General features: G+C 52.6%; 24 protein-coding genes, 2 tRNA genes and 1 pseudogene. 7 read left to right on the top strand and 20 right to left on the bottom strand.

The genetic code is table 11. The features are described 5' to 3' along the window. Positions 1-73 precede the first annotated feature (73 nt). Positions 74-150: transfer RNA gene (locus H7U06_RS14085), tRNA-Pro, on the top strand. Between the two features lie 276 nt (positions 151-426). On the opposite strand, the gene H7U06_RS14080 is transcribed toward H7U06_RS14085, so the two are convergent. After that, positions 427-1227, bottom strand: a complete 801-nt coding sequence (locus H7U06_RS14080) for a KilA-N domain-containing protein (RefSeq protein WP_175626732.1) — start codon at positions 1225-1227, stop codon at positions 427-429. 579 nt (positions 1228-1806) lie between these two features. Between H7U06_RS14080 and H7U06_RS14075 the strand changes: the two are divergent. After that, a pseudogene (locus H7U06_RS14075) lies at positions 1807-2175 on the top strand (helix-turn-helix domain-containing protein); the annotation flags it as partial. Here H7U06_RS14075 and H7U06_RS14070 read toward each other — a convergent pair. From H7U06_RS14070 to H7U06_RS14010, 13 genes are all read right to left on the bottom strand, one after another. After that, positions 2170-2535, bottom strand: a complete 366-nt coding sequence (locus tag H7U06_RS14070) for an Arm DNA-binding domain-containing protein (protein WP_175626731.1) — start codon at positions 2533-2535, stop codon at positions 2170-2172. The pseudogene H7U06_RS14075 and the gene H7U06_RS14070 overlap by 6 nt on opposite strands. Before the next feature lie 274 nt (positions 2536-2809). Further along, positions 2810-3202, bottom strand: a complete 393-nt coding sequence (locus tag H7U06_RS14065) for a MerR family transcriptional regulator (protein WP_175626730.1) — start codon at positions 3200-3202, stop codon at positions 2810-2812. Between the two features lie 4 nt (positions 3203-3206). Continuing rightward, entirely contained in the window at positions 3207-3620 is a 414-nt protein-coding gene (locus H7U06_RS14060; RefSeq protein WP_124574980.1) for an integration host factor subunit alpha, read from the bottom strand. 19 nt (positions 3621-3639) lie between these two features. Beyond that, complete coding sequence (gene pheT, locus H7U06_RS14055; protein ID WP_175626729.1) at positions 3640-6069, bottom strand: phenylalanine--tRNA ligase subunit beta; 2430 nt, start codon at positions 6067-6069, stop codon at positions 3640-3642. An 86-nt stretch (positions 6070-6155) separates the two neighbouring features. After that, the gene (gene pheS, locus H7U06_RS14050; protein ID WP_175626728.1) at positions 6156-7172 is read right to left on the bottom strand and encodes a phenylalanine--tRNA ligase subunit alpha; all 1017 of its coding nucleotides are present in this window, start codon (positions 7170-7172) and stop codon (positions 6156-6158) included. Between the two features lie 129 nt (positions 7173-7301). After that, positions 7302-7661, bottom strand: a complete 360-nt coding sequence (gene rplT / locus H7U06_RS14045) for a 50S ribosomal protein L20 (RefSeq protein WP_175626727.1) — start codon at positions 7659-7661, stop codon at positions 7302-7304. 28 nt (positions 7662-7689) lie between these two features. Further along, positions 7690-7887: a 50S ribosomal protein L35 gene (gene rpmI / locus H7U06_RS14040; RefSeq protein ID WP_124574982.1), complete on the bottom strand. Its 198-nt coding sequence runs from the start codon at positions 7885-7887 to the stop codon at positions 7690-7692. 161 nt (positions 7888-8048) lie between these two features. Further along, positions 8049-8570, bottom strand: a complete 522-nt coding sequence (infC, locus tag H7U06_RS14035) for a translation initiation factor IF-3 (protein WP_124574983.1) — start codon at positions 8568-8570, stop codon at positions 8049-8051. Positions 8571-8628: 58 nt separating this feature from the next. After that, positions 8629-10536 (bottom strand): threonine--tRNA ligase, encoded by a 1908-nt coding sequence (gene thrS / locus H7U06_RS14030; protein ID WP_175626726.1) that lies wholly within the window; start codon positions 10534-10536, stop codon positions 8629-8631. A 222-nt stretch (positions 10537-10758) separates the two neighbouring features. Further along, positions 10759-10835, bottom strand: a tRNA-Val gene (locus tag H7U06_RS14025). Between the two features lie 105 nt (positions 10836-10940). Then, a complete protein-coding gene (locus H7U06_RS14020) occupies positions 10941-13217 on the bottom strand; it encodes a bifunctional (p)ppGpp synthetase/guanosine-3',5'-bis(diphosphate) 3'-pyrophosphohydrolase (RefSeq protein ID WP_175626725.1) in 2277 nt (758 codons plus the stop codon). Between the two features lie 7 nt (positions 13218-13224). Next, positions 13225-13575 (bottom strand): RidA family protein, encoded by a 351-nt coding sequence (locus H7U06_RS14015; RefSeq protein ID WP_175626873.1) that lies wholly within the window; start codon positions 13573-13575, stop codon positions 13225-13227. Between the two features lie 33 nt (positions 13576-13608). Then, a complete protein-coding gene (locus H7U06_RS14010; protein WP_175626724.1) occupies positions 13609-14475 on the bottom strand; it encodes an alpha/beta fold hydrolase in 867 nt (288 codons plus the stop codon). A gap of 153 nt (positions 14476-14628) precedes the next feature. Here H7U06_RS14010 and H7U06_RS14005 point away from each other — a divergent pair, with 153 nt between their 5' ends. After that, entirely contained in the window at positions 14629-15423 is a 795-nt protein-coding gene (locus tag H7U06_RS14005; RefSeq protein ID WP_175626723.1) for a 3-hydroxybutyrate dehydrogenase, read from the top strand. A gap of 22 nt (positions 15424-15445) precedes the next feature. Here H7U06_RS14005 and H7U06_RS14000 read toward each other — a convergent pair whose 3' ends face one another. Together H7U06_RS14000 and H7U06_RS13995 are read right to left on the bottom strand one after the other, a co-directional pair. Further along, on the bottom strand, positions 15446-16099 hold the full coding sequence (locus tag H7U06_RS14000) for a CoA transferase subunit B (RefSeq protein ID WP_175626722.1): 654 nt from the start codon (positions 16097-16099) through the stop codon (positions 15446-15448). A gap of 18 nt (positions 16100-16117) precedes the next feature. After that, positions 16118-16816, bottom strand: a complete 699-nt coding sequence (locus H7U06_RS13995) for a CoA transferase subunit A (protein WP_175626721.1) — start codon at positions 16814-16816, stop codon at positions 16118-16120. Between the two features lie 122 nt (positions 16817-16938). Here H7U06_RS13995 and H7U06_RS13990 point away from each other — a divergent pair, with 122 nt between their 5' ends. From H7U06_RS13990 to H7U06_RS13980, 3 genes are all read left to right on the top strand, one after another. Further along, entirely contained in the window at positions 16939-17505 is a 567-nt protein-coding gene (locus H7U06_RS13990) for a LuxR C-terminal-related transcriptional regulator (RefSeq protein ID WP_175626720.1), read from the top strand. An 85-nt stretch (positions 17506-17590) separates the two neighbouring features. After that, positions 17591-17977 (top strand): hypothetical protein, encoded by a 387-nt coding sequence (locus tag H7U06_RS13985; RefSeq protein WP_175626719.1) that lies wholly within the window; start codon positions 17591-17593, stop codon positions 17975-17977. 10 nt (positions 17978-17987) lie between these two features. Continuing rightward, the gene (locus H7U06_RS13980; RefSeq protein ID WP_254873245.1) at positions 17988-18410 is read left to right on the top strand and encodes a DUF1801 domain-containing protein; all 423 of its coding nucleotides are present in this window, start codon (positions 17988-17990) and stop codon (positions 18408-18410) included. Positions 18411-18465: 55 nt separating this feature from the next. On the opposite strand, the gene H7U06_RS13975 is transcribed toward H7U06_RS13980, so the two are convergent. Next, a complete protein-coding gene (locus H7U06_RS13975; RefSeq protein WP_175626871.1) occupies positions 18466-19242 on the bottom strand; it encodes an SDR family oxidoreductase in 777 nt (258 codons plus the stop codon). 161 nt (positions 19243-19403) lie between these two features. On the opposite strand from H7U06_RS13975, the gene H7U06_RS13970 reads away from it, so the two are divergent. After that, entirely contained in the window at positions 19404-21092 is a 1689-nt protein-coding gene (locus H7U06_RS13970; protein WP_175626718.1) for an electron transfer flavoprotein-ubiquinone oxidoreductase, read from the top strand. A 55-nt stretch (positions 21093-21147) separates the two neighbouring features. On the opposite strand, the gene H7U06_RS13965 is transcribed toward H7U06_RS13970, so the two are convergent. The 3 genes from H7U06_RS13965 to nuoN all read right to left on the bottom strand — a co-directional run bounded on the left by H7U06_RS13965 (position 21148) and on the right by nuoN (position 23571). After that, complete coding sequence (locus H7U06_RS13965; protein ID WP_175626717.1) at positions 21148-21702, bottom strand: NUDIX domain-containing protein; 555 nt, start codon at positions 21700-21702, stop codon at positions 21148-21150. 67 nt (positions 21703-21769) lie between these two features. Then, the gene (locus tag H7U06_RS13960; RefSeq protein ID WP_175626716.1) at positions 21770-22075 is read right to left on the bottom strand and encodes a DUF2818 family protein; all 306 of its coding nucleotides are present in this window, start codon (positions 22073-22075) and stop codon (positions 21770-21772) included. Positions 22076-22086: 11 nt separating this feature from the next. Next, positions 22087-23571 carry an NADH-quinone oxidoreductase subunit NuoN gene (gene nuoN / locus H7U06_RS13955; protein WP_175626715.1) on the bottom strand — a complete coding sequence of 495 codons (1485 nt, stop codon included), beginning with the start codon at positions 23569-23571 and terminating at the stop codon, positions 22087-22089. Between the last annotated feature and the right edge of the window lie 24 nt (positions 23572-23595).

Genomic DNA, 23595 nt, shown 5'->3' with positions numbered 1-23595 from the left:
ACTTGCCGCAGATGAATTTCAGACGCGCAGATGGCGAAAACACATCACGGCTCTGGTATAATTTTTCGCTCGTCGGGGCGTAGCGCAGCCTGGTAGCGTACTTGCATGGGGTGCAAGGGGTCGTGTGTTCGAATCACACCGTCCCGACCAATAAATATAAGGGGTTCCAGAGTTTTCTCTGTAATCCCTTTTTCATTTTTAATTTCCGTACCCTTGCTGTACCCCTATTTGAATATTTAAATTCAAAATATTTTTACGAAAAAACCCCCACATAAAGTGGGGAGTTTTGTTACTTGCTTTTAGGTTTCGGCTTTGGCGTGGGTACTTTGATTGTTTCAACCACAGCACCTTGCTTGTCACGCTGCGCTTGCTTTACTGGGATGAATTGTCCATTTCCCGCATCTCTGCCAATTTTTCTTGTAACCATTACTTGTTACCTCCTAATTGCATTTTTGGGGTAGGCGAAGCCAAAGCTGGCAAACGATCTAAATAGGCCAAACTGCTCGGGTCTTTCTGTTTGAAATACTTGACTCCATTTTCCGGTAGCCATTCTGAGCGAAACCAGCGACGAAACGAAGCTAGATACTCATCTGGGTATAGTTTGGCAGCAGCAGGACGGCGGTGGTCGTTGTAGGTGTGAGTGTACGTTGGAAGAGCCTCAGTATCGACGCCGCCTTTACGTAACCATTTACAGAATCCCAATCCGACAGAAATATCAGGAACCCACCCTACTGGGATTTCAAAACCGACGTTATGTAATGGGCCAAATAGATTTAAGCCAGTTTCCTGAAGCACGGAAAAGTAACCGGGCGGGACTTTTCCATCATTGGCAAGATAACGAGCTAAATGAGTTGGTAACTGTGCAGGCGGACGAGGTGCACCGTTGCCGTTTAACCAATCAAATACCCATTCAGATACTTGCACAGCAAAATCAGCCGAAAGCCATTGTGCAAGGTGAACAGCAACTTTGGGATGTATCCAAATGCTTTTTACACCGTTTGCGCCTGCAACTTCTTGGATAAATTCAAGTGTGGTCGTCTGATTTTTAACTGCCAGTGCTCTGAGGAACTGACCAGTTGCTTCAGTCATTACATATTTGTGCCAGTGCTTTCCTGCAATTTCACACAATTGACTCGCGTTGACGTATCCATCCTCGCTACGTTGCTGAACTACTGAACCATTTGCCTCTCTCTGTATAAGAGAAAGGCTATATTGATGCGTTGGCATAGCTTTTCCTAGGTTAATTTAATTAAAAAAAACCGGGAAAAACAACACATGTGTTGATCTTCGTTATTGACACGAAGATCAACTAAGCCGCAAACTTTAGTTTCTGAAATGAAGTTAGGGCTCAACCTAGCTGTTGTACGAGGCGGGGGACGATTGGCGTCGTTTCCCTGCTTTCCCAGAAATCTCAAAAACGCACTACATCTAGTGCCGTTGTCAAGATTCACACTAATTCTAGTGCGCGAAACTCGAGGATGCAATCAATTTTTCAGCAGTTTCAGATATATTTTTTTATAAGAATATATGGGATTGCATTCATGTAAATATCCGTATAAACAAGAGCTTGCGATCAAACCTTAGATTCCGGATGAACTTCCATTAAATTCGCAAAAATAGCCTCGCAAAACACTCATTCCAAGTACGCCACAATCCCGCCACTGCGAATGGCGAACCATCTTCCATCCCTATTCCATATTGTTGATTTGCGTCGAAAACTGACCCACTTAGCCGCATAATTTGCATCCAAAACTGACCCACGTTTAGAACACAATCCTACTTACCAAAGTGAGTAGGAGATATGGAGTGATCGACGTGGCTTTACTTGGAATTATTCGACGCTGGCACCTTCGTGACCAGGTCTCATTGAGGGAAATATCCAAACGACTGGGTATCTCCCGAAATACCGTCAGACGTTATCTACGCTCGGAAATTGTCGAGCCGGCCTATGCTGATCGACGTTCCCCAACATCTCTCGACAAATATGCGTTCAAGCTTTCAGCCTGGTTAAAGACCGAGGCAGCGAAGTCTCGGAAGCAACGACGGACTTTGAAACAGATGCACATCGACCTATGTGCTTTGGGATTTGAAGGTTCGTATGATCGGGTTGCAGCCTTCGCTAGACAATGGAAGGTGGATCAATTGGAGAGGGTCAATTCTGCGAGCAAATCAACAGAGATCATTAACTGTGAGTGATGCACTGGTGTTTGCAAGCTCTGCAGCTTTCGCAATCTCAGCATTCTTTGCGCGCTGTATTTGATAGTCGATACCTTGCTTAGCTAGGGCGCGAATCGTCGCAGCAAGAGCTTTAGCATCTGTTAGTGATAACGTGGAGTCACTTGATTTGAGGCCAAATAGCTGAGGAGGACGAAAATCTCTTTGGCTGGCATTAACTGAGTAGCGGATCATCCAATTCTTTGTACCATTGGATGCAACGCAAATATAAAGTCCATCGCCAATAGATTTTTTGTAATGCGCATTTCGAGGCGACAATGCTTGAATACCCTGAACTGTGATCCCTGCTTTCGCTACCATCCATGCCCTTCCTATGCCCCTAAAACATTTAGATTTGGTTAGTTTAACCAAGATGCCTTTAGACAATCCGATCCGTTAAGTAACTGAATTTTATGGAATTATAGATGATGATGAATTACTGTGGACAATAACGTACTTGCATGGGGTGCAAGGGGTCGTGTGTTCGAATCACACCGTCCCGACCAAAAAACAAAAAGGGTTGCAGCATTTCGCTGACAACCCTTTTTCATTTCCGGCTCAGTTATACACGAGCCGTTTTATTCTTCCATCCGCCTTATTTCAGCAGCGCCAGTATCTCAACCAGCTCATTACGAATAGCGCTGAGTTCATCCGCATCTACCGTAGGTCCGCTGTCCGGCACCACATCATCATCGCCACCTGCTTCCAGGATGCGGCTGTCGAGTTTGTTACGTGCACCGCTAATGGTGAAACCTTGTTCGTACAAGAGTTCACGTATGCGACGTATCAACAGCACTTCATGATGCTGGTAATAACGACGGTTACCACGACGCTTGACTGGTTTCAGCTGCGTGAATTCCTGCTCCCAATAGCGCAGGACGTGCGGCTTCACCCCACACAATTCGCTGACTTCACCGATGGTGAAGTAACGCTTGGCGGGAATTGGCGGCAACGCAACCAATTCTGGTTTCTGGATCCGTTCGTTCATCTAATCAGGCTGTTTGCACGAGCGGCTGTTGGCTGGAATCTTCCACCATGCCCTTGAGCTTCTGGCTGGCGTGGAAAGTCACGACCCGGCGTGCGGTAATCGGGATTTCTTCCCCGGTCTTCGGATTGCGACCAGGACGCTGTGGCTTGTCACGCAACTGGAAATTGCCGAAACCGGACAATTTGACCGATTCGCCACGTTCCAGTGCGTTACGGATTTCGTCGAAGAAAGTCTCGACCATATCCTTGGCCTCGCGTTTGTTCAAACCGACTTGTTCAAACAGCAATTCCGCCAGCTCAGCCTTGGTCAATGTAGGGAGGTTTTTTTCCGCTTGTGAGCGTACTTGTGCCTCCAACATCGCACGGTTGAGATCAGCAGCTAATACGGATTGGAGTTCGGCTGAATTCACGTCATTCATATCGTTAGTCCCCGCCTGTTTATGCACGCAATTTGGCCCCATGCTTCGTAGTGGCGGCAGCAACAAATGCGGCCATTGCGGCATCAACCAAATCGTCTTGCAGGGTTAATTGAGTATCTTGTAAGGTGAAGCGGAAAGCAAGGCTTTTTTCATCCGACTCCAGACCTTTCCCGCGATATTCATCAAATAAAACAACCACTTGCAGAATATTGCAAACTGGATTGTATTTCTTTTCGGAAATAAAAGCATCCATCAGGTCTTGCATGGGGACCGCTTGTTTGACCACCAGCGCAAGGTCGCGTGTTACCGCAGGGAATTTCGAAATTTCCTTGTAGGAAGGTACGCCCACACTTTGCAATGCGCTGGCGTTAACTTCGAACAATACCGGCGCCAATGGCAGGTCATATTTTTGCTGCCAGCGCGGATGCAATTCACCGATAAAGCCAATTACTTCACCATTAAGCAAAATACTGGCAGAGCGTCCCGGATGCAATGCCGGATGCTCAACTTTGACAAATGTTAAGGTTTGCGGCGCAAACAAGGCTTCCAGATCCGCCTTCACATCGAAGTAGTCGACGTTGCGCGAGGCCATGCCCCACTGCTCTTCAGCCACCGAACCGTATGCAATCGCGGCCACACGTTTAGGCTGGTCGAAACCGGCCACCGACAATGGACCATCTTGCTCAACGTTGTTGCGCAGGTAGATCGCACCGATTTCAAACAGGCGGATGCGGCTGACTTTGCGATTCAGGTTGTAACGCACGTTGGCGATCAGGCTGCCTATCATCGAAGAGCGCATGACGCTCATCTGGCTGGCGATAGGATTCAGCAATTTGATCGGATTGGTATTGCCGGCGAAATCCGCTTCCCATTCCTGTTCGACGAAACTGAAGTTGACCACTTCCTGGTAATCCGCATCAGCCAGTTGACGACGGATCGTGAACAGCGAGCGGGTGTTTTCCGGCGGGATGCGCATGGCACTGGCCGCAACTGGCGGCAAGGCCGGAATGTTTTCAAAACCGTAGACGCGTGCGATCTCTTCAATCAGGTCTTCTTCGATTTCGATATCGAAGCGATATGACGGCGGCGTTACCGAGAACACGCCATCCTTGTGCGTGAAGCTGAGGCCGAGGCGTGTGAAGATGTCAGCGATCTGCTCATCTGTCAGCGGTACACCTATGACTTTGACTGCACGTGCAGTACGCACACTGACGGCCTCACGTTTAGGCAGGTTCACTACGTGGTCATCGATAGGACCGACTTGGGTCTGCTCTTTCTGACCGCAGATTTCGACGATCAGCGCGGTGATGCGCTCCATGTGCTCAACGATGGTCGCGAAGTCGACACCACGTTCAAAACGATGGGCTGCATCGGTAGAGAAGTTAAAGCGACGGCCACGGCCCTGGATTGCATTCGGGTACCAGAATGCAGCTTCGAGGTAGATGTCTTGCGTATCCAGCGATACGGCGGTGGCATCACCACCCATGATGCCGGCCAGCGATTCGATTTCTTTGTCGTCCGCGATGACGCCTATCCACTCATCGATGACAACCGTATTGCCATTCAACAGTTTCAGCGACTCACCTTTTTTGCCCCAGCGTACATCCAGTCCGCCGTGGATTTTGCTCAGGTCGAATACGTGCGTAGGACGGCCGAGTTCCAGCATGACATAGTTGGAGATATCTACCAGTGCCGAGATCGGACGCTGGCCGCTGCGCTCAAGGCGCTGCTTCATCCAGTCCGGGGTCTGCGCCTTGGCATTCAGGCCGCGTATGATGCGACCAGCAAAACGACCGCACAAATCAGGTGCCGATACTTTGACTGGCAATACATCGGTAATCGTCGCTGCAACCGACTGGAAGGTCGGTACTTTCAACGCGGTACCGGTCAGGGCCGACACTTCACGTGCCACGCCCAAAACCGACAGACAGTCTGCCTTGTTCGGGGTCAGCTTGATGGTGAACTTGAGGTCGTTCAGTTGATAGTAATCACGGAAATTTTGTCCGACTGGTGCATCAGCAGGCAAGTCCATCAGGCCGCCCTGCTCGTCCGACAGTTTCAGTTCACGTGCCGAGCACAACATGCCCTGCGATTCAACGCCGCGCAATGCGCCGACCTTGATTTCGAATGGCTTGCCGTCTTCACCAGGCGGCAGGATAGCGCCAGCCATCGCACAGACCACCTTCATGCCAGCGCGCACATTAGGCGCACCGCAGACGATGTTGAGCATGGTGCCGGTACCGACATTGACCTGGCACACATTCAAGCGATCAGCATTCGGATGCTTGGCGACTTCCAATACTTCTGCCACTACCACATTCGAAAATGGCGGCGCGACTGGTTCGACTTCTTCGACCTCGAGGCCGGACATCGTCAACAAGTGTGCCAATTCGTCCGAAGTCATGTTCGGATCGACCATCGTACGGAGCCAGCTTTCGGAAAATTGCATGATTAAAACCTTTTGCCACAGACGTCACAAAAATACAGAAAGAATCAGAGCGCACATCCCATGCACGCTCCGGCTTGTCACTGCTTTTAGTTGAATTGTTTGAGAAACCGCAAATCGCCTTCGTAGAACAGGCGCAGATCATTGATGCCGTAACGCAGCATGGTCAGGCGTTCGAGGCCGGAGCCAAACGCGAAGCCAATGAATTGTTCCGGATCAAAACCCATATTGCGCAGCACGGTAGGATGAACCTGACCCGCACCGGATACTTCCAGCCAGCGACCTTTCAGCGGTCCGCTACCGAAAGCGATATCGATCTCGGCCGATGGTTCGGTGAACGGGAAGTACGATGGACGGAAACGTACTTGCAAATCGTCGGTTTCAAAGAACGCTTTGACGAAGTTGAGGTAGACGCCCTTGAGGTCAGCGAAGCTGATGTTTTCATCGATCCACAAGCCTTCGACCTGATGGAACATAGGCGAATGGGTAGCATCGCTATCGACACGGTAGGTACGACCCGGCGCGATGACTTTGATCGGTGGCTTGTTCATGCGCGCATAGCGCACTTGCATCGGGCTGGTATGCGTACGCAGCAGCAAAGGCTTGCCGAGCGTGTCTTTGCCTTCGATGTAGAAGGTGTCTTGCATCGAACGCGCAGGATGGTTTTCCGGGCTGTTCAATGCAGTGAAATTGGTCCAGTCGTTTTCAATTTCCGGGCCGTCGGCAACGTCAAAGCCGATGGAACCGAAGATTTCTTCCACGCGCTGCCATGAGCGCATGACCGGGTGGATGCCGCCGGTGCCGCGACCGCGACCTGGCAGGGTGATGTCGATAGCTTCTGCGTTCAGACGCGCTTCCATCTGTGCATTCGATAATGCATCGCGGCGCGCAGTCAGTGCTGCTTCTATCTTTTCTTTGGCGGAATTAATGACAGCGCCCTGGGCCTTGCGCTCTTCCGGCGCGAGCTTGCCCAGGCTCTTCATTTGTTCGGTGATCTGTCCCGTTTTACCGAGGTACTTCGCTTTCGCGTTTTCCAGCGCGGCGGCATCTTCTGCGGCGGCGAAATCGGTCTGGGCTTGGGTGACTAATTGTTCGAGGTGATTCATGCGGTTTGTTCTCGTCCTTTGCAAGGAAGCCGAAAAGGAAAGCAAAAATAAAACGGGGCATAGGTATGGAACCCTGCCCCGCTCGGATATTGCTGCACCGTCCGCAGACGGTGCATACGATCACAACACTTAAGCAGCGATGTTTGCTTTCACCTGATTCACAATTGCAGCGAATGCCGGTTTGTCCATCACAGCCATGTCGGCCAGGACTTTACGGTCCAGTTCGATGGATGCGCGTTTCAGACCGTTCATGAACACGCTGTATGTAACGCCATGTTCACGTGCTGCTGCATTGATACGGGTGATCCACAGAGCGCGGAAAACGCGTTTTTTGTTACGACGATCGCGGTATGCATATTGGCCAGCGCGCATAACTGCTTGCTTGGCAATACGGTACACCTTGCTGCGACGACCACGATAGCCTTTGGCTTGGTCGAGGACTTTCTTATGACGGGCCCGTGCTGTGACCCCACGTTTTACTCTAGGCATGATTACTCCTTAATAATTGAGTGTGAGGTTAAGCGGTAGGCATCATTGCGCGTACGGAATTCATGTTGGTGTCATGGACACCGACAGCACCGCGCAATTGACGTTTGTTTTTGGTGGTTTTTTTGGTCAGGATGTGACGTTTGAACGCTTGACCGCGTTTAACGGTACCACCCGGACGTACACGAAAGCGCTTTTTGGCGCTGCTTTTCGTTTTCATTTTAGGCATGACACACTCTGTCCTTTTAAGGGACAGTTCCATTTTATATGATTGCAGGTGGCAACAATTTCGTTACGCTTGGATGCCTGCTTTCACTTGTTATGCAGCGGAATCAAGTCCACTGCTATTTTGTGTAAATCGTCCGTTGCCGGACGACTCGCACGAAATTCTTATTTCTTCTTCTTCGGCGACAGAACCATGATCATCTGACGACCTTCCATCTTCGGCCATTGTTCAACCTGGCCGTATGGTTCGAGATCTTGTTTCAGACGTTCCAGCATTCTTACGCCGATATCCTGATGCGCCATTTCACGACCGCGGAAACGCAGTGTGATTTTGGTTTTATCGCCGTCTTCCAGGAATTTGATCAGGTTGCGCAGCTTGATGTTGTAATCACCATCATCGGTACCAGGCCGGAATTTGACTTCCTTCACCAGAATAACCTTCTGTTTCAGCTTGGCTTCGTGCGCCTTCTTTTGTTCCTGGTACTTGAACTTGCCGTAGTCCATCAGGCGTGCGACTGGTGGTTGCGCAGTTGGCGCAATCTCAACCAGATCGACATTAGCCTCTTCCGCCAGGCGGAAGGCTTCTGCCAGAGTGACGATACCGAGCGGCTCGTTTTCTACACCAGTTAAACGTAGCTCAGGCGCTGTAATTTCACCGTTGATCCGATGCGACTTGTCAGTAGCTATTGCAATTTCCTTTTAAAATCAAATAATTAAGCCGTGCTCTTGCGCTATGGGTTGCCCCTTAGGCTTTGGTATCCATCTCGTTTTTGAGACGTTCCACCAATAAATCGACAGGCATTACACCCAGATCGACATTGCCTCGCGCTCGCACGGCCACTGTACCTGCGTCCCGTTCTTTATCGCCAATTACGATGATGTACGGCAGCTTCTGAACGGAATGCTCGCGTATTTTATAGGTAATTTTCTCATTACGCAAATCCAGGTGCACCCTAAACCCTTGTTTTTTCAGGTTTTGTGCAACAGCCTGTGCATATTCGGCCTGTGCGTCAGAGATGTTCAGCACGGCAATTTGCACCGGAGCTAGCCATAATGGCAATGCACCAGCGTAATGTTCGATCAAAATACCAATGAAACGCTCGAGCGAACCAACGATGGCCCGGTGCAACATAATCGGCGTTTTACGGCTGTTATCAACTGCGACATACTCGGCACCCAGGCGACCCGGCATCGACGGATCAATTTGCACCGTACCCACTTGCCATGCGCGACCCAGGCTGTCCTTCAGGTGATATTCGATTTTCGGACCGTAGAACGCGCCCTCGCCCGGCAACTCAGTCCAGGCAACACCACAGGCACGCAGCGCGGAACGCAGCGATTCCTCGGCGATATCCCAGCTTTCTTCAGTGCCGATACGACTATCCGGACGCAAAGCCAGTTTGACATCAATATTTTCAAAGCCGAAAGCTGCATACACCGCCATCGCCTGCGCGTGGAATGCTGTAACTTCTTCAGCAATTTGCTCTTCTGTACAGAAGATATGGCCGTCATCCTGCGTAAAGCCGCGCACGCGCATCATGCCGTGCAAGGCGCCGGATGGCTCATTACGATGGCACTGGCCGAATTCGCCGTAGCGCAAAGGCAGGTCGCGATAGCTGCGCATATCGCTATTGTAAATTTGTACATGACCCGGGCAGTTCATAGGCTTGAGCGCGTATGAACGGTTTTCCGATTCGGTCACGAACATGTTTTCGCGATAGTTATCCCAGTGACCGGTTTTTTCCCACAGGCCGCGATCCAGGATTTGCGGTGCTTTGACTTCCTGGTAATCGTTGTCCTGGTAGACCTTGCGCATGTATTGCTCAACCTGTTGCCAGATCGACCAGCCTTTTGGATGCCAAAAGATCAAGCCGGGCGCTTCTTCCTGAAAATGGAAGAAATCGAGCTGCTTGCCCAGCTTGCGGTGATCGCGCTTCTCGGCTTCTTCCAGCATGTGCAGGTAAGCTTCCTGCTCTTCCTTCTTGGCCCAGGCGGTACCGTAGATACGCTGCAGCATTTCATTTTTGGAATCACCACGCCAGTAGGCACCGGCCAGTTTCATCAGCTTGAATACTTTCAGCTTGCCAGTCGACGGCACGTGCGGTCCGCGGCACAGGTCGGTGAACTTGCCTTCGGTGTAGAGCGAAACTTCCTGGTCAGCCGGGATGGAGGCTATGATCTCAGCCTTGTACGCTTCACCTATCGATTTGAAATAGGCAACAGCTTCATCACGCGGCATAACTTTGCGCGTAACCGGCTCGTCTTTCTTCGCCAGCTCGGTCATTTTCTTTTCGATCGCGACCAGGTCTTCCGGCGTAAACGGACGCTTGTACGAGAAATCGTAGTAAAAGCCGTTATCGATCACAGGGCCGATGGTGACTTGCGCATCAGGGAACAATTCCTTGACCGCGTATGCCAGCAAGTGGGCAGTCGAATGACGGATCACATCGATACCTTCGGCATCCTTGTCCGTGATGATAGCCAGGTCGCTATCTTTATCGATCAGATACGAGGTATCGACCACATCGCCGTTGACCTTGCCTGCCAATGCCGCTTTGGCAAGGCCGGTGCCAATATTGGCGGCAACTTGCGCTACGGTGACAGGCGCATCAAATTCACGTTGCGAACCATCGGGAAGTCGGACTGTAATCATTTTGCTCTCCGTTTCAGCGGGACCCTGCATGCTGACGCTAGACTGGATAAATTGAACAACAAAAAATGCGGACGAAAAAAAACGCGGGCTAGCCGCGCTTTTTCAATAGTAATGACGAAAAAGAACCCGACTTAGCGTCGCCTGGAAACCAATGTGGTTGCCGTTCGCGGTGTCATAACCGGGTTGCCTTTCTCGCTCTTACAGGTTTTACCAATTTTTCGTTGGTAGGCACGATTGGACTCGAACCAACGACCCCTACCATGTCAAGGTAGTGCTCTAACCAGCTGAGCTACGCGCCTAAAGAAGCGAAATTATAGCGGCAAATTATTTACTTAGCTAGTGCTTCCGTGAACTAAGTGCAAAAAATTCATCGCCATTTGATTTCGCCAGCGAAAAACAGCTCATCAATGCCGCTTGGCTTCCAGCACACCGCTGACTTCGCGGATCACGTTCAGCGCTTTCTGCAATTGCGCGGTCGAAGCAATTTCTGCAGTAAAGGCCATACGTGCCTGCCCTTTCACGCTTTGCGTGCTGACGCCGATCACATTGATTTTTTCACGCAGGAAAATATCCGAGATATCGCGCAGCAAGCCTTGCCGGTCACCGGCCAGCACGAAGATATCGACCGGATACACAGTGGCCGACTCCGGCCTGCCCCAGGCAGTCTGAATCACGCGCTCCGGTGCCTTGTTGCGCATCTCGACGAAATTCTTGCAATCGGCGCGATGGATGGACACACCTTTGCCACGCGTAATGAAACCGACGATTTCATCCGGCGGTGCCGGTTTGCAGCACTTTGCCAATTGCGTCATCAAGCCATCGGTACCGACGACCAGCACGCCGGACTTCGCACCGTGCACCACGCTGGACGCACGGCTCTTGCGCGGGATGACCGCATCTTCCGGTTCGGCAGCATTCGGATCTTCGCCGTGCAGGGCCTGCTCTACTGTGCGCAGGCTGAACTCATCCTTGCCCACCGCTAGGAAGAGATCATCGACCTTGGAGAAGCCCAGCTTTTGCGCCAGCTCTTCAAGGTTGACAGCTGTTTTACCTTCGCGCTGCAAGGTTTTTTCCACCAGGCCACGACCATGCGACAAGGTCTCTTGCATATCGATCGCATTGAACCATGCGCGCACCTTGGCGCGGGTACGCGAGCTTGCCGCATAGCCAGGTGACAGCCAGTCACGCGACGGACCGACAGTACCGGTCACGGTGCTAACGCCCTTGGCGGTGATGATGTCTACGGTCTGGCCGTTCTTCAGCACAGTATTCAACGGTACCAATACGCCATCGACACGCGCACCACGGCAGCGATGTCCGACATCGCTGTGCAAGTGATAAGCAAAGTCGATAGGCGTCGCGCCATTTGGTAATTCGATCACGCGCGCCTGCGGCGTCAAGACATAGATGCGATCATCCAGCGTCGCCGACTTGAGTTTCTCGACCCAGTCGCGGTGCACTTCTTCCTGTCCGACGACGGTATCGACCACCTCGCTTTTCCACGCCAGCAACTGGCGCAACCAGGCAATCTTTTCGTCGTACTTTTGCCCGGAGAAGTTCGAACCGCCGGATTCCTTGTAACGCCAGTGTGCGGCTACGCCATACTCGGCGAAGTCGTGCATATCGTTGGTGCGCACCTGCACTTCGAGCGGACGTCCGTCCTCAGCAATGACGATGGTGTGCAGCGATTGATAGCCATTCGGTTTCGGACGCGAAATGTAGTCGTCGAATTCTTCCGGTATTGGCGCCCAAATGTTGTGGATAATGCCCAGCACCGTGTAGCAGGTTTTCACATCGTCGACGATCACGCGGAATGCGCGTACGTCGTACAGATCAGAAAACTCGATCGCCTTGCCGCGCAATTTGCTCCAGATACTGAAGATGTGTTTGGGGCGACCAAATACTTCCGCCTTGATACCGGCAGCGGCCATTTCCGATTGCAAACGTTTGATCGCGTTGGCGATGAAGGCTTCGCGCTCGACGCGCTTTTCTTCGAGTTGCGAGGCTATGCGTTTGTACGCTTCCGGCTGCAGGAAACGGAAAGATAAATCTTCCAGCTCCCATTTCAGCTGCCACACGCCGAGACGGTTAGCCAGCGGTGCATAGAGATCGAAAGTCTCACGTGCATATTGTTTCGAACGTTCGTTCTGTACCTTGTTATCAGCGAAATAGCGCAGCGTGGTCACGCGGGTGCCGAGACGCACCAGCACCACGCGCATATCGGATGCCATCGCCAGCAACATCTTCCGTACGACTTCGAGTTGCGCTGCTGCTTCCTGCGCCGCATTCTTGCTGCGGGTTGCTTCATGCTGGACGAAGGTGACTTCGTGCAGACGCATCAATTGCCGCACACCCTGCACCAGATTATTTACTTCCGTACCGAAGCGCTCTTCTATCTTCTCGGCCGCGGCCGGGTCGACGGTTGCCAACTCGAACAACAAGGCTGCAATCCTGGTATCGGCATCAGTTTCCAATTGAGAGAGAACAGTGGCGACGCCTTGCGCAAACTCGAAGGTATCCTGTTCACTTTCAAATGCATCCTGTCCGGCCGAGACATTTTTGCCGCTATAAATCGGTTTGACGAAGGCGAGCGCATCCATCACGCGCGCACTGTCGTGTTCGGTCAAACCAGAGCGAAGTAGCTCTTGCGTATCGCTCTGTGATGAAGCTAAGGAAACCATTTAAAACCTAAGAAGATGCTGCAACTACAATTATCTCTACCAGGCGCTTAGGATCAGGAAACTGCGCACCCACTGTGGCGCGCGGCGGCGTGTGGCCTTCCGGCACCCACTCGTTCCACGCTTCATTCATCCCGTCAAAATCCTTGACGTCGGCAATAAAGATCTGACACGACAAAATACGCGTCTTGTCGCTGCCCGCTTCTGCCAGCAGGCGGTCAATATGACCCAGCACTTCGCGGGTCTGCCCCTGGATGTTTTGCGTCGTGTCTTCGGCGATTTGTCCCGCCAAGTATACCGTGCCGTTGTGTATCGCCACTTCGGACAGCGTATCGCCTATGTGCAAGCGTGTAATGTTCATCATGTATCCAATATAAAAACCGACCTGGAAATATCAAGCCAGCAAAAAATTCTTCGCGATTGCAATCTGGTCTGCATGCAGGAAAGTCGGCGCGTGGCCTACCCCTGGCAACTCGACAATTTGTGCTTTCGGCCCGCGTTGTGACATCGCCTGCACTGTTTGGTTCGATAGCAAGTCCGACTCGGCACCACGTATCACCAGCGTCGGACAAGTAATGGCATCGTAGGCAGCCCACAGACGCTGGGTGTCTGCCTGCACGCTATGCACGGTAGTTGCCTTGAATGGCACAGCAATACCGGGATCGTATGTAAACACCCATTGCCCGTCGGCATCCTGATGCATCACGTCCGCCGCCAGCTTGCGCCACTGCGGATCACTATGCTGACCAAAGGAAAGCGAAATTGCCCGCACATAATTCCATGCCTCATCAAAAGTTGCGAAGCGTACATCCTTGCCAACGTATTCACCTATGCGTGCCAGGGCCACTGCATCCATTTCCGGACCGATATCATTCAGTATCAGTCGGCGTATCGGATTCGCAGGCAGTGATGCAAGTGCCATGCCTATTACGCCACCCAGCGATGTTCCCAGCCAGTGCAGCTCACTTACACCGAGGCGCGCGATCAATGTCACCATATCGCTGACGTATTGTGGAATCTGGTAGTACTGCGGATCCAGCAGGCGACCAGAGCGACCACGTCCGACCACATCCGGACAGATCACGCGATAATCACGGGCCAGCTCTTGCGCCAGCATGTCGAAATCGTCGGAAACACGGCTCAGGCCATGCACGCAAACCAGTGTTTTGGGATTGTTACTATCGCCCCATTCCTTGTATGCCATTGGATGCAAGCCGGTCGGGGAAAGGCATTGCACGGACTTGATTTGTAGCTGGGTCATATGTCTCGCCATCAGGTAGTCGGCGCGTGGTGCGCGACAATTGCGGTTTTCTCTTGTTGATTTCTTGTCTCTTTATTGCTTCTTTTTTTGCGCTTACGCGTAGAATCTTACCAAAGATCGCTACGCAGAAACTTTCAGATTGAAAGGTAGACCATGCAAAAAGCTCCTCTACACGGCAAGACCGCGCTGGTAACCGGCTCGACTTCGGGCATAGGATTGGGAATTGCGCAGGCACTGGCGCAGCAAGGTGCCGATATCGTGCTCAACGGTTTCGGTGATGCGAATGAGATCAAGACACTGCAAGCAGCATTGATGCGCAAGCATGGCGTCAAGTGTGTGCATCATCCGGCAGACATGTCGAAACCGGCAGAAATCGCCGCCATGATGGCCTTTGCTGCCGAGCAGTTTGGGGCTGTTGACATCCTCGTCAACAATGCAGGTATCCAGCATACCGAAACCATAGAAGACTTTCCGGTTGAAAAATGGGATGCCATCATCGCCATCAACCTGTCCTCCGCTTTCCACACTACCCGCCTCGCACTGCCTATGATGCAGGCGAAGAACTGGGGCCGCATCATCAACATCGCATCCGTACATGGACTGGTCGGCTCGGTACAGAAATCAGCTTATGTCGCAGCCAAGCACGGCATCGTCGGCCTGACCAAAGTAACAGCACTGGAGATGGCGCATACTGGCATTACCTGCAATGCGATATGTCCGGGCTGGGTTTTGACGCCGCTGGTGCAGAAGCAAGTGGATGCGCGCGCCGCCCGTGAAGGTTTGTCGGACGAGGCAGCGAAGAAGGATCTGGTTTCAGAGAAGCAGCCGTCCGGCGAATTTGTCACGCCGCAGCAATTGGGTGCGCTCGCTGTATTCCTCTGCAGTGAGGCTGCGGTACAGGTGCGTGGTGCTGCGTGGAATATGGATGGCGGCTGGACTGCACAATAAGTCCAGCGCCCTGCTCTCAGCGTTATTGCAGCTTGCTGCTATCCAGCGGTACGCCGGTGCCGGCCTGGATTTCTTCCAGCGTGACACCTGTCGCCAGTTCGACTAACTGCAAACCTTGCGGTGTCACATCCATCACACCCAGATCAGTGATGATGCGATCGACCACCGCAACACCCGTCAACGGCAGGCTGCATTGCGGCAATATCTTGTGCGATACCGTACCGTCCTTAGCACGCGCCACATGTTCCATCAGTACCACGATACGTTTGACACCTGCAACCAGGTCCATCGCACCGCCCATGCCCTTTACCATTTTGCCGGGGATCATCCAGTTCGCAAGGTCGCCTTGTGCGGATACCTGCATCGCTCCCAGCAAGGCGATATCGATTTTGCCGCCGCGTATCATGCCGAAGGAATCGGCCGAACTGAAATAAGATGAACCAGGCAAGGAAGTGACCGTCTGCTTGCCGGCATTGATCAGGTCGGGATCGATTTCATCTTCAGTCGGGAACGGTCCGATGCCGAGCAAGCCATTCTCCGATTGCAACCAGACATGGATATCGTCCGGCACGTAATTCGCCACCAGCGTCGGCAAGCCTATGCCGAGGTTGACGTAAGCACCATCCTGTAATTCCTGCGCTGCACGCGCTGCCATTTCTTCCCGGGTCCAGGCCATGTGATGTCTCCGTGTTGATTAGCTTGCACGCAGGGTGCGTTGCTCTATCCGCTTTTGCGGATGTGCATTCAGCACGATGCGGTGTATGAAGATGCCCGGTGTGTGCACGTGATCCGGATCGATTTCGCCGATCTCGACCAGCTTTTCGACTTCGACCACGGTGATTTTCCCGGCCATCGCCACATTCGGATTGAAGTTGCGCGCGGTACGGCGATAAACGAGGTTACCGGCCTTGTCTGCCATATACGCTTTGACTATCGACACATCCGCAACCAGCGATCGTTCCATCACGTATTTTTCGCCATCAAATTCGCGCACATCCTTACCCTCAGAAACCACGGTGCCGACACCGGTTTTAGTAAAAAAAGCAGGTATGCCTGCACCACCAGCGCGCAATTTTTCAGCCAGTGTTCCTTGCGGCGTGAATTCCAATTCCAGTTCGCCGGCCAGGTACTGGCGTTCGAATTCCTTGTTTTCACCTACATAGGAGGCAATCATTTTCTTGATCTGGCGTGTTTGCAGTAACTGGCCCAGACCGGCATCGTCCACCCCGGCATTATTGGAAATAGCGGTCAGGTTTTGCACACCGGAGTCGCGTAAGGCGGCAATCAGGGCTTCCGGGATACCGCACAGTCCAAAACCGCCGACCGCGATGGTTTGTCCGTCCCGGACTATATCCGCCAGTGCGGAAGCCGCATCAGGATAAACTTTGTTCATAGGCACCCTTCTTTGTGTAGAGTAAACCGCAACGGAACAACAAAAGTGCATCTGCCAGCATACGGCGGCACTGTCATAGTCACAATACCGTAGAACTACGAGGAATGAAGGCTGAATCCGGCATGAATGAACGCGCAGACATCGATTATGAAAGCATATTCCGGCATGCGCCTATCGGCATGTGCATATCGCAACATCGTGTCATGCATGACTGCAATCACGCGCTGGCGGTGATGTTTGGCTATGAGCATGGTGCGCTGAACGGACTCTCATTCGCGCAGCTCTACCCAAGTTATGTGGAATTTGAGCGGACCGGCGCCCGCATCGTTCCCATCATGAATGCCAAGGGTTGTTATTCGGACGAGCGCATCATGAAGCGTGCAGACGGGCAATTATTCTGGTGCCATGTGAGCGGACGGGCGCTGCATAGCGAAGACCCGCATGCTGCCGGCATCTGGACTTTTGAAGATTTGAGTGAGAAACGTCCGGTCACGGCCGAACTGACACCACGTGAGCGTGAAATTGCCGCGCTGCTAGTAGACGGCAAAACCAGCAAACTGATCGCCAAGCAAATCGGCCTCAGTCCGCGCACGGTGGAAATGCACCGAGCCAAGCTGATGCGGAAATTCACCGCAACCACATCCAGTGAATTGGTGAATCGCTTGCTCGGCGTGGCGCGTCAAATATAAAATTAAACGCTAGTAGAGATCATCCTTTTGCTACTGCGTTCTTGTATCCTGCCCTTCTCCTTTGCCCATAGACTGGAGCCGATATATGCACACGACCCCTGGTTCTCTTCGCCTTGTTGCGATATTCACCCTCACTTTCCCCCTCCTGGCCATGGCGCAACAAAAAGCTTGCCTGATGGAAGGCAGCTTCACCGTCGCAGGCGAAAAAACAGAGATCAAGGATTGTTTGCAAAACAATGGCATCCCACATGGGCAATTCGTTGAAACCTGCAATAGCCTGTCGCAAGCGACGGCAGCATTCGGCGGGCCACCTGCCAAGACGACCTATATGGCCGCTTGCCCGGCCCAGGCACAAGGCGTCTGCGTGGGATTCTTTGGGCAACCTTTAAGCAGCCACTATTACAAGCGCGACCCCAAGACTTTAGCCTCTACCAAATCGGGATGCCAGGCTCAAGGCGGGAAGTGGCAGTAAGCGTCTGATCGTGACCGAGCGCTTCATCGTGAAACCCTTTGCGCATCATCAGGTCCAGGCCAAATTTGACGCATACCCAGCCAAGGCGCGTCGGCGCTTGCTAGACCTGCGTGAACTGATTTTTCAGACGGCGGAAAATACGGACGGGGTCGGTGAACTGGAAGAATCGCTGAAATGGGGCGAGCCGGCCTACATCGGAAAAAACAAGGCGGGCACGACGATACGTATGGACTGGAAAGCAAAGGATCCACTGAACTACGCAATCTACTTTCATTGCCAGACCAGTTTGGTCGCAATGTTCCGGACCATGTTTCAACATGACTTCACATTCCAGGGTAACCGTGCCCTGATCCTCAAACTGGAAGACGAGCCGCCGCAAGATGCAGTGGCTATCTGTATAGCCGCAGCTCTGACCTACCACTTGAAGAAATGAAACGAACACTGATTTCCATCTGAAGCCGGTCAGATGGAAATCTTTGACATCAGAATTACTGCACGCTCATGCCATCGTCAGCAGTCATGATGGCGCCGTTGATAAAGTGCGATTCCTCAGCCGCCAGCAACAGCAACAAACCATCCAGATCCTCGGGTTTTCCTATGCGTTTGCGTGGCAACATTTCCAGTACTTGTTGGCCTTGTTCACTCTTAAAATAGTCAGCATTTATTTCGGTGCCGATATAGCCGGGACAAATGGCATTGACGTTAATACCAAACTTACCCCACTCCAGCGCCATCGCTTTGGTCATGTGCACCACTGCAGCCTTGCTGATGCAATACAGACCCAGTTCCGGTACCACGCGCAAGCCTGCAACCGAACCGATGTTGATAATGCGGTGCTGCTTTTTGGGATCGCCTTTGTAGCGGGTTATCATGCGTTTCGCGACTTCCTGCGCGACGAAAAATGCGCCACGCTGGTTGGTGTCCATCATGTGGGCATAATCTTCCGGCGTCACATCAACCAGGCGCTGGCTGGCCGAGACGCCGGAGTTGTTAACCAGGATATCAATCGCGCCAGTTTCAGTTTCAGCATGCGCGATTGCGGACTTGATGCTGGCGTAATCAGTTACATCCAGGCTGACGACCTGGGCGGCTCCGCCTTCAGCTTCGATCTCGGCGCGCAATTCCTTCAGGCGATCGACCCGACGTGCGGCCAGGATGACCTGCGCCCCCGCCATCGCCAATACTTTTGCAAAACGTGCACCCAGACCACTGGAAGCACCGGTAACAAGGGCTACCTTGCCCTCAAAATTGACTTCTATGCCCACTGAATTCCCCTGATTGTTGACGCACTGCAAATAAAAATGCATGACTTACGCGTTATGATTACACGAAAGCGCAGTAATGCGTGTTTTTGCCCTTCGTATTGCCGCTAAAACAAGGGACAATATCGGCTTCCGCGTGAAAGATATTTAGACTGCAATAAACAATGACCAATACCCAAACTTCCGATTCCAGCCTGCTCGAACAATACGGCCCGCGTGAAGCGATGGAATACGACGTCGTGATCGTCGGCGGCGGCCCTGCAGGCCTTGCTGCGGCGATACGCCTCAAACAACTAGCCGCTGAAAAAAATACTGAAGTATCCGTCTGCATCCTGGAAAAAGGCGGCGAACTGGGTGCGCATATCCTGTCCGGCGCCGTGATGGATCCGCAAGCGATCACCGAACTGTTTCCCGACTGGAAGGAACTCGGCGCACCTTTGAATACAGCTGTAAGCGAAGACCGCTTCCTGTTCCTGAGCGAGAAAAAAGCCTACAAGACACCCAACTTCCTGTTACCAGCCTGCTTCCAGAACCACGGCAATTACGTGGTCTCACTGGCCAACGTAGTGCGCTGGCTGGGGCAGCAAGCCGAAGCACTGGGCGTGGAAGTATTCCCAGGCTTCCCGGCTGCTGAAATCCTGTACAACGACGATGGCTCGGTCAAAGGCGTAGCGACCGGCAATATGGGCGTGAATCGCGCTGGTGAGCCTACCGCATCGTTCCAGTTGGGGATGGAGTTGCATGCCAAGTACACCTTGTTTGCCGAAGGCTCGCGTGGCCACCTCGGCAAGCAGTTGATGGAAAAATTCAATTTGAATGAAGGCAAGGCACCACAAACCTATGCCATCGGCATCAAGGAATTGTGGGAAATCGATCCGGCCCTGCATCAACCTGGCCTGGTGATCCACACCGCAGGCTGGCCACTCGCCAGCGATACCTATGGCGGCTCCTTCCTCTACCATCTGGAAGACAATCAGGTCGCAGTCGGTTATGTGGTCGGTCTCGGCTATGACAATCCTTACCTATCGCCATTTGAAGAATTCCAGCGCTACAAAACGCATCCGGAAATCAGCCGCTTCTTCGTCGGTGGCAAACGTATCTCCTACGGTGCGCGCGCCATCACTGCGGGCGGCTTGCAATCGCTGCCCAAGCTGGTGTTTGCCGGTGGGGCACTGATCGGTTGCGACGCCGGCTTCCTCAACGCCAGCCGCATCAAGGGCAGCCACGCGGCGATGAAAAGCGGCATGATGGCGGCCGACGCGGCTTTCGTTGCCCTGGGTGAAGGTCGTCAGGCTGATGAGTTGAGCGACTACCCTATCGCCTTCAAACAATCCTGGTTGCATGAAGAGCTGCACGTCGCACGCAACTTCAAACCGTTTATGAGCAAAGGCTTGTACACCGGATCTCTAATGGTAGGCATAGACCAGCTCATCTTCCGCGGCAAGGCACCGTGGACCCTGCGTAACACACACGCTGACCACACTTGTTTGCGTCCAGCCTCCGAGTTCCAGCCTATTGCTTATCCTAAGCCGGATAACAAGCTGACCTTCGACAGACTGTCATCGGTATTTATCTCGAATACCAACCACAGCGAAGACCAGCCTATCCACTTGACACTGAAAGATCCGAATGTACCGGTACAGGTTAACCTGGCAGAGTATGCGGGTCCTGAAGCACGCTACTGCCCGGCCGGAGTGTATGAATTCGTCAAAACAGATGCCGGTGACGACCGTTTGCAAATCAATGCGCAAAACTGCGTGCATTGCAAAACCTGCGACATCAAGGACCCGACGCAAAACATCGTGTGGGTCACACCTGAAGGTGGCGGCGGTCCCAACTATCCGAATATGTAAAAACAAAAAGCCGCTTTTCAGCGGCTTTTTTATTTTGCATCACATAGTGATCAACTCAAAGCTTCCATTCCCCGCTGATGATCTTCTCCAGCCAGAATGCCCCGATCACGGTTTTCACGTCGGTGATCTTTCCTTCGCGTATCAAGCCAGGTAATTCATCTGCACCCAGCGTAAAGATATCGAGGAATTCCTCGTCATCCAGCTTGCGCTCACCAGCCGTCAGGCCGCGCGCCAGATATAAATCCAGATGCTCGTCGGCATAAGCGATTGCATTGTGTATGGTGCAGACGAACTGCCAGTCAGTCGCGGTATAACCGGTCTCTTCCAGTAATTCACGTTTTGCACAGGCCAGCGGCTCCTCCCCCGCATCTATCTTACCGGCCGGGAATTCGATGAAGACGCGATCGATAGGATAGCGGAACTGCCGTTCCATCAGCACTTTGCCGTCATCAAACAAAGGCAGGACCACTACCGCACCTGGATGCTTGATGTACTCACGCGTAGTCGGCTGGCCATTCGGCAGACGCACGGTATCGCGTTGTACTTTCAGGAAATGACCGTCGTAGGCAAGCGTGCTGTCGATGCGAATTTCTTTAAGGTGATTATCCATCTGCAGCTCCGGTAGGCACTCGGCGGCCGGGAGGAAGCCGATGTGGGAAAGATGTCAGTAAAGTCTGTCAGTGATGACGCTTGCGCATATAGCGCATGACAAAGCCTGGATAGGCCAGCACAATAAATAGACAGCTGGTCACAGCGAAAAATTCCCAGCCTTGTGGGAACACACTGCCGATGCGGGATTCCAGTCCGCGTGCGACCAAACCGACGACCAGATACAGGACGAACAGTTCGATCAGACGCAGCCAGACCGGCTTACTGGAAGAAGACAAGGGGAGAACGGCGAACAGCCGTTCATTGAAGAATGGAAGGTTGGCGCTGAATAGCGCCAACAAAATCACAAACCAGCTGGCAAGCGAGACATCCACTCAGTGACAGATCAGGACGCGAGCGTCGTGACGATAGCAGCAGCACAAGCTGTCATCAAAGGACCCGGCACCAGGCCGAGCACCAGCAAGGATGCGCCGTTGATGCTCAGTGCAACACTAACGTCCTTGCTGACCACGATCTTGGAGTTATCCAGTGGCTCGTCGAAGTACATGACTTTGACCACACGCAGGTAGTAGTAAGCACCGATCAGCGAGAACAATACCGCTACGATCGCCAGCCAGATTTGGCCTGTGCTCAATACAGCTTGCAATACCGACAGCTTGGCGTAGAAGCCGACGACTGGAGGCACACCTGCCAACGAGAACATCAGCATCAGTGTAACCAGCGCGAACCATGGGCTGCGTTGGTTCAGGCCTTTGAAGTCGTCGATGTTTTCAGCTTCGAAACCGGCACGCGACAACAACATGATGACGCCGAAGATGCCCAGGGTAGTCAGCACGTAGGTGATCGAGTAGAACATCGCTGCGCTGTAACCGTTGGTAGTGGTGCCATCAGCACCAACCACCACGCCGGACAACAAACCGAGCAGGATGAAGCCCATTTGCGAAATCGTCGAATACGCCAGCATGCGCTTGATATTCGTTTGCACGATCGCAGTAACGTTACCGATCGCCATCGACAGTACAGCCAGGATGGTCAGCATTTGCTGCCAGTCGATCGCCAGTGCTGGCAAGCCTTCCACCAGCAAACGGATGGTAATTGCGAATGCAGCCAGTTTAGGCGCACCACCCAGCAACAGGGTCACCGATGTAGGTGCACCTTGATAAACGTCAGGTACCCACATGTGGAACGGTACCACGCCCAGTTTGAACGCCAGACCAGAGACCAGGAATACCAGGCCGAAGATCAGGATAGGTTTGTTCACAGTACCAGCCGCAGTAGCACGTGCCACTTCGGTCAGGTCGAGCGAACCGGTCGCGCCGTACAACATCGAGATACCGTACAACAGGAAACCGGAAGCCAGCGCACCCAGGATGAAGTACTTCATCGCCGCTTCTGTCGAGACCGCGTGGTCACGACGCATAGCAACCAGTGCGTACAGCGACAAGGACATCAGTTCCAGACCCAGGTAGATGATCAGGAAGTTGTTGGCCGAGATCATGACCATCTGACCCAGCAGCGAGAACAGCGCAAGCAGGTAGAACTCACCGCCGAGGCGGCCGTTTACCATTTCACGGTCCAGACCGTATTGGCGCGAGTAAATCAGTGTCAGGCCAACTGCAACATACGAACAGATCTTCAACAAGCTCGACATCGGATCCGAGACGAACATATTGTTGAAGGTGTAGACAGTCGCACCTGTATTGAAGTCAGACAGGCTAAGCACACCGCAAACCAGCAATGCAATAATCGACAGCACGTAAGTGATGTGGCGTTTCTCGTCCTTCAGAAACAAGTCAATCAGCAAAATTGCGCAAATCGCAATTGCCAGGAATATTTCAGGAAGGACGGGTATCAGATTCAAATTATTCATTTTGTCGCAGTTCTTGTGCGTTTA

It is taken from the genome of Herminiimonas sp. Marseille-P9896 (assembly GCF_903993245.1).
GTDB lineage: Bacteria > Pseudomonadota > Gammaproteobacteria > Burkholderiales > Burkholderiaceae_D > Oxalicibacterium > Oxalicibacterium contaminans.
The sequence above is the reverse complement of the archived record's forward strand: the minus strand, read 5'-3'. Positions and strand labels throughout refer to the sequence as shown.

Coding starts and splice junctions, on each gene's coding strand:
- H7U06_RS13965 (WP_175626717.1), bottom strand. CDS start 21,702: ATGGATAATCACCTTAAAGAAATTCGCATCGACAGCACGCTTGCCTAC.
- pheT (WP_175626729.1), bottom strand. CDS start 6,069: ATGCAATTTTCCGAAAGCTGGCTCCGTACGATGGTCGATCCGAACATG.
- H7U06_RS13985 (WP_175626719.1), top strand. CDS start 17,591: ATGCACACGACCCCTGGTTCTCTTCGCCTTGTTGCGATATTCACCCTC.
- H7U06_RS13990 (WP_175626720.1), top strand. CDS start 16,939: ATGAATGAACGCGCAGACATCGATTATGAAAGCATATTCCGGCATGCG.
- pheS (WP_175626728.1), bottom strand. CDS start 7,172: ATGAATCACCTCGAACAATTAGTCACCCAAGCCCAGACCGATTTCGCC.
- H7U06_RS14020 (WP_175626725.1), bottom strand. CDS start 13,217: ATGGTTTCCTTAGCTTCATCACAGAGCGATACGCAAGAGCTACTTCGC.
- H7U06_RS14000 (WP_175626722.1), bottom strand. CDS start 16,099: ATGGCCTGGACCCGGGAAGAAATGGCAGCGCGTGCAGCGCAGGAATTA.
- H7U06_RS14070 (WP_175626731.1), bottom strand. CDS start 2,535: ATGGTAGCGAAAGCAGGGATCACAGTTCAGGGTATTCAAGCATTGTCG.
- H7U06_RS14010 (WP_175626724.1), bottom strand. CDS start 14,475: ATGACCCAGCTACAAATCAAGTCCGTGCAATGCCTTTCCCCGACCGGC.
- H7U06_RS14080 (WP_175626732.1), bottom strand. CDS start 1,227: ATGCCAACGCATCAATATAGCCTTTCTCTTATACAGAGAGAGGCAAAT.
- H7U06_RS13995 (WP_175626721.1), bottom strand. CDS start 16,816: ATGAACAAAGTTTATCCTGATGCGGCTTCCGCACTGGCGGATATAGTC.
- rpmI (WP_124574982.1), bottom strand. CDS start 7,887: ATGCCTAAAATGAAAACGAAAAGCAGCGCCAAAAAGCGCTTTCGTGTA.
- H7U06_RS14015 (WP_175626873.1), bottom strand. CDS start 13,575: ATGAACATTACACGCTTGCACATAGGCGATACGCTGTCCGAAGTGGCG.
- rplT (WP_175626727.1), bottom strand. CDS start 7,661: ATGCCTAGAGTAAAACGTGGGGTCACAGCACGGGCCCGTCATAAGAAA.
- H7U06_RS14060 (WP_124574980.1), bottom strand. CDS start 3,620: ATGAATGACGTGAATTCAGCCGAACTCCAATCCGTATTAGCTGCTGAT.
- H7U06_RS14005 (WP_175626723.1), top strand. CDS start 14,629: ATGCAAAAAGCTCCTCTACACGGCAAGACCGCGCTGGTAACCGGCTCG.
- H7U06_RS13970 (WP_175626718.1), top strand. CDS start 19,404: ATGACCAATACCCAAACTTCCGATTCCAGCCTGCTCGAACAATACGGC.
- nuoN (WP_175626715.1), bottom strand. CDS start 23,571: ATGAATAATTTGAATCTGATACCCGTCCTTCCTGAAATATTCCTGGCA.
- thrS (WP_175626726.1), bottom strand. CDS start 10,536: ATGATTACAGTCCGACTTCCCGATGGTTCGCAACGTGAATTTGATGCG.
- H7U06_RS14065 (WP_175626730.1), bottom strand. CDS start 3,202: ATGAACGAACGGATCCAGAAACCAGAATTGGTTGCGTTGCCGCCAATT.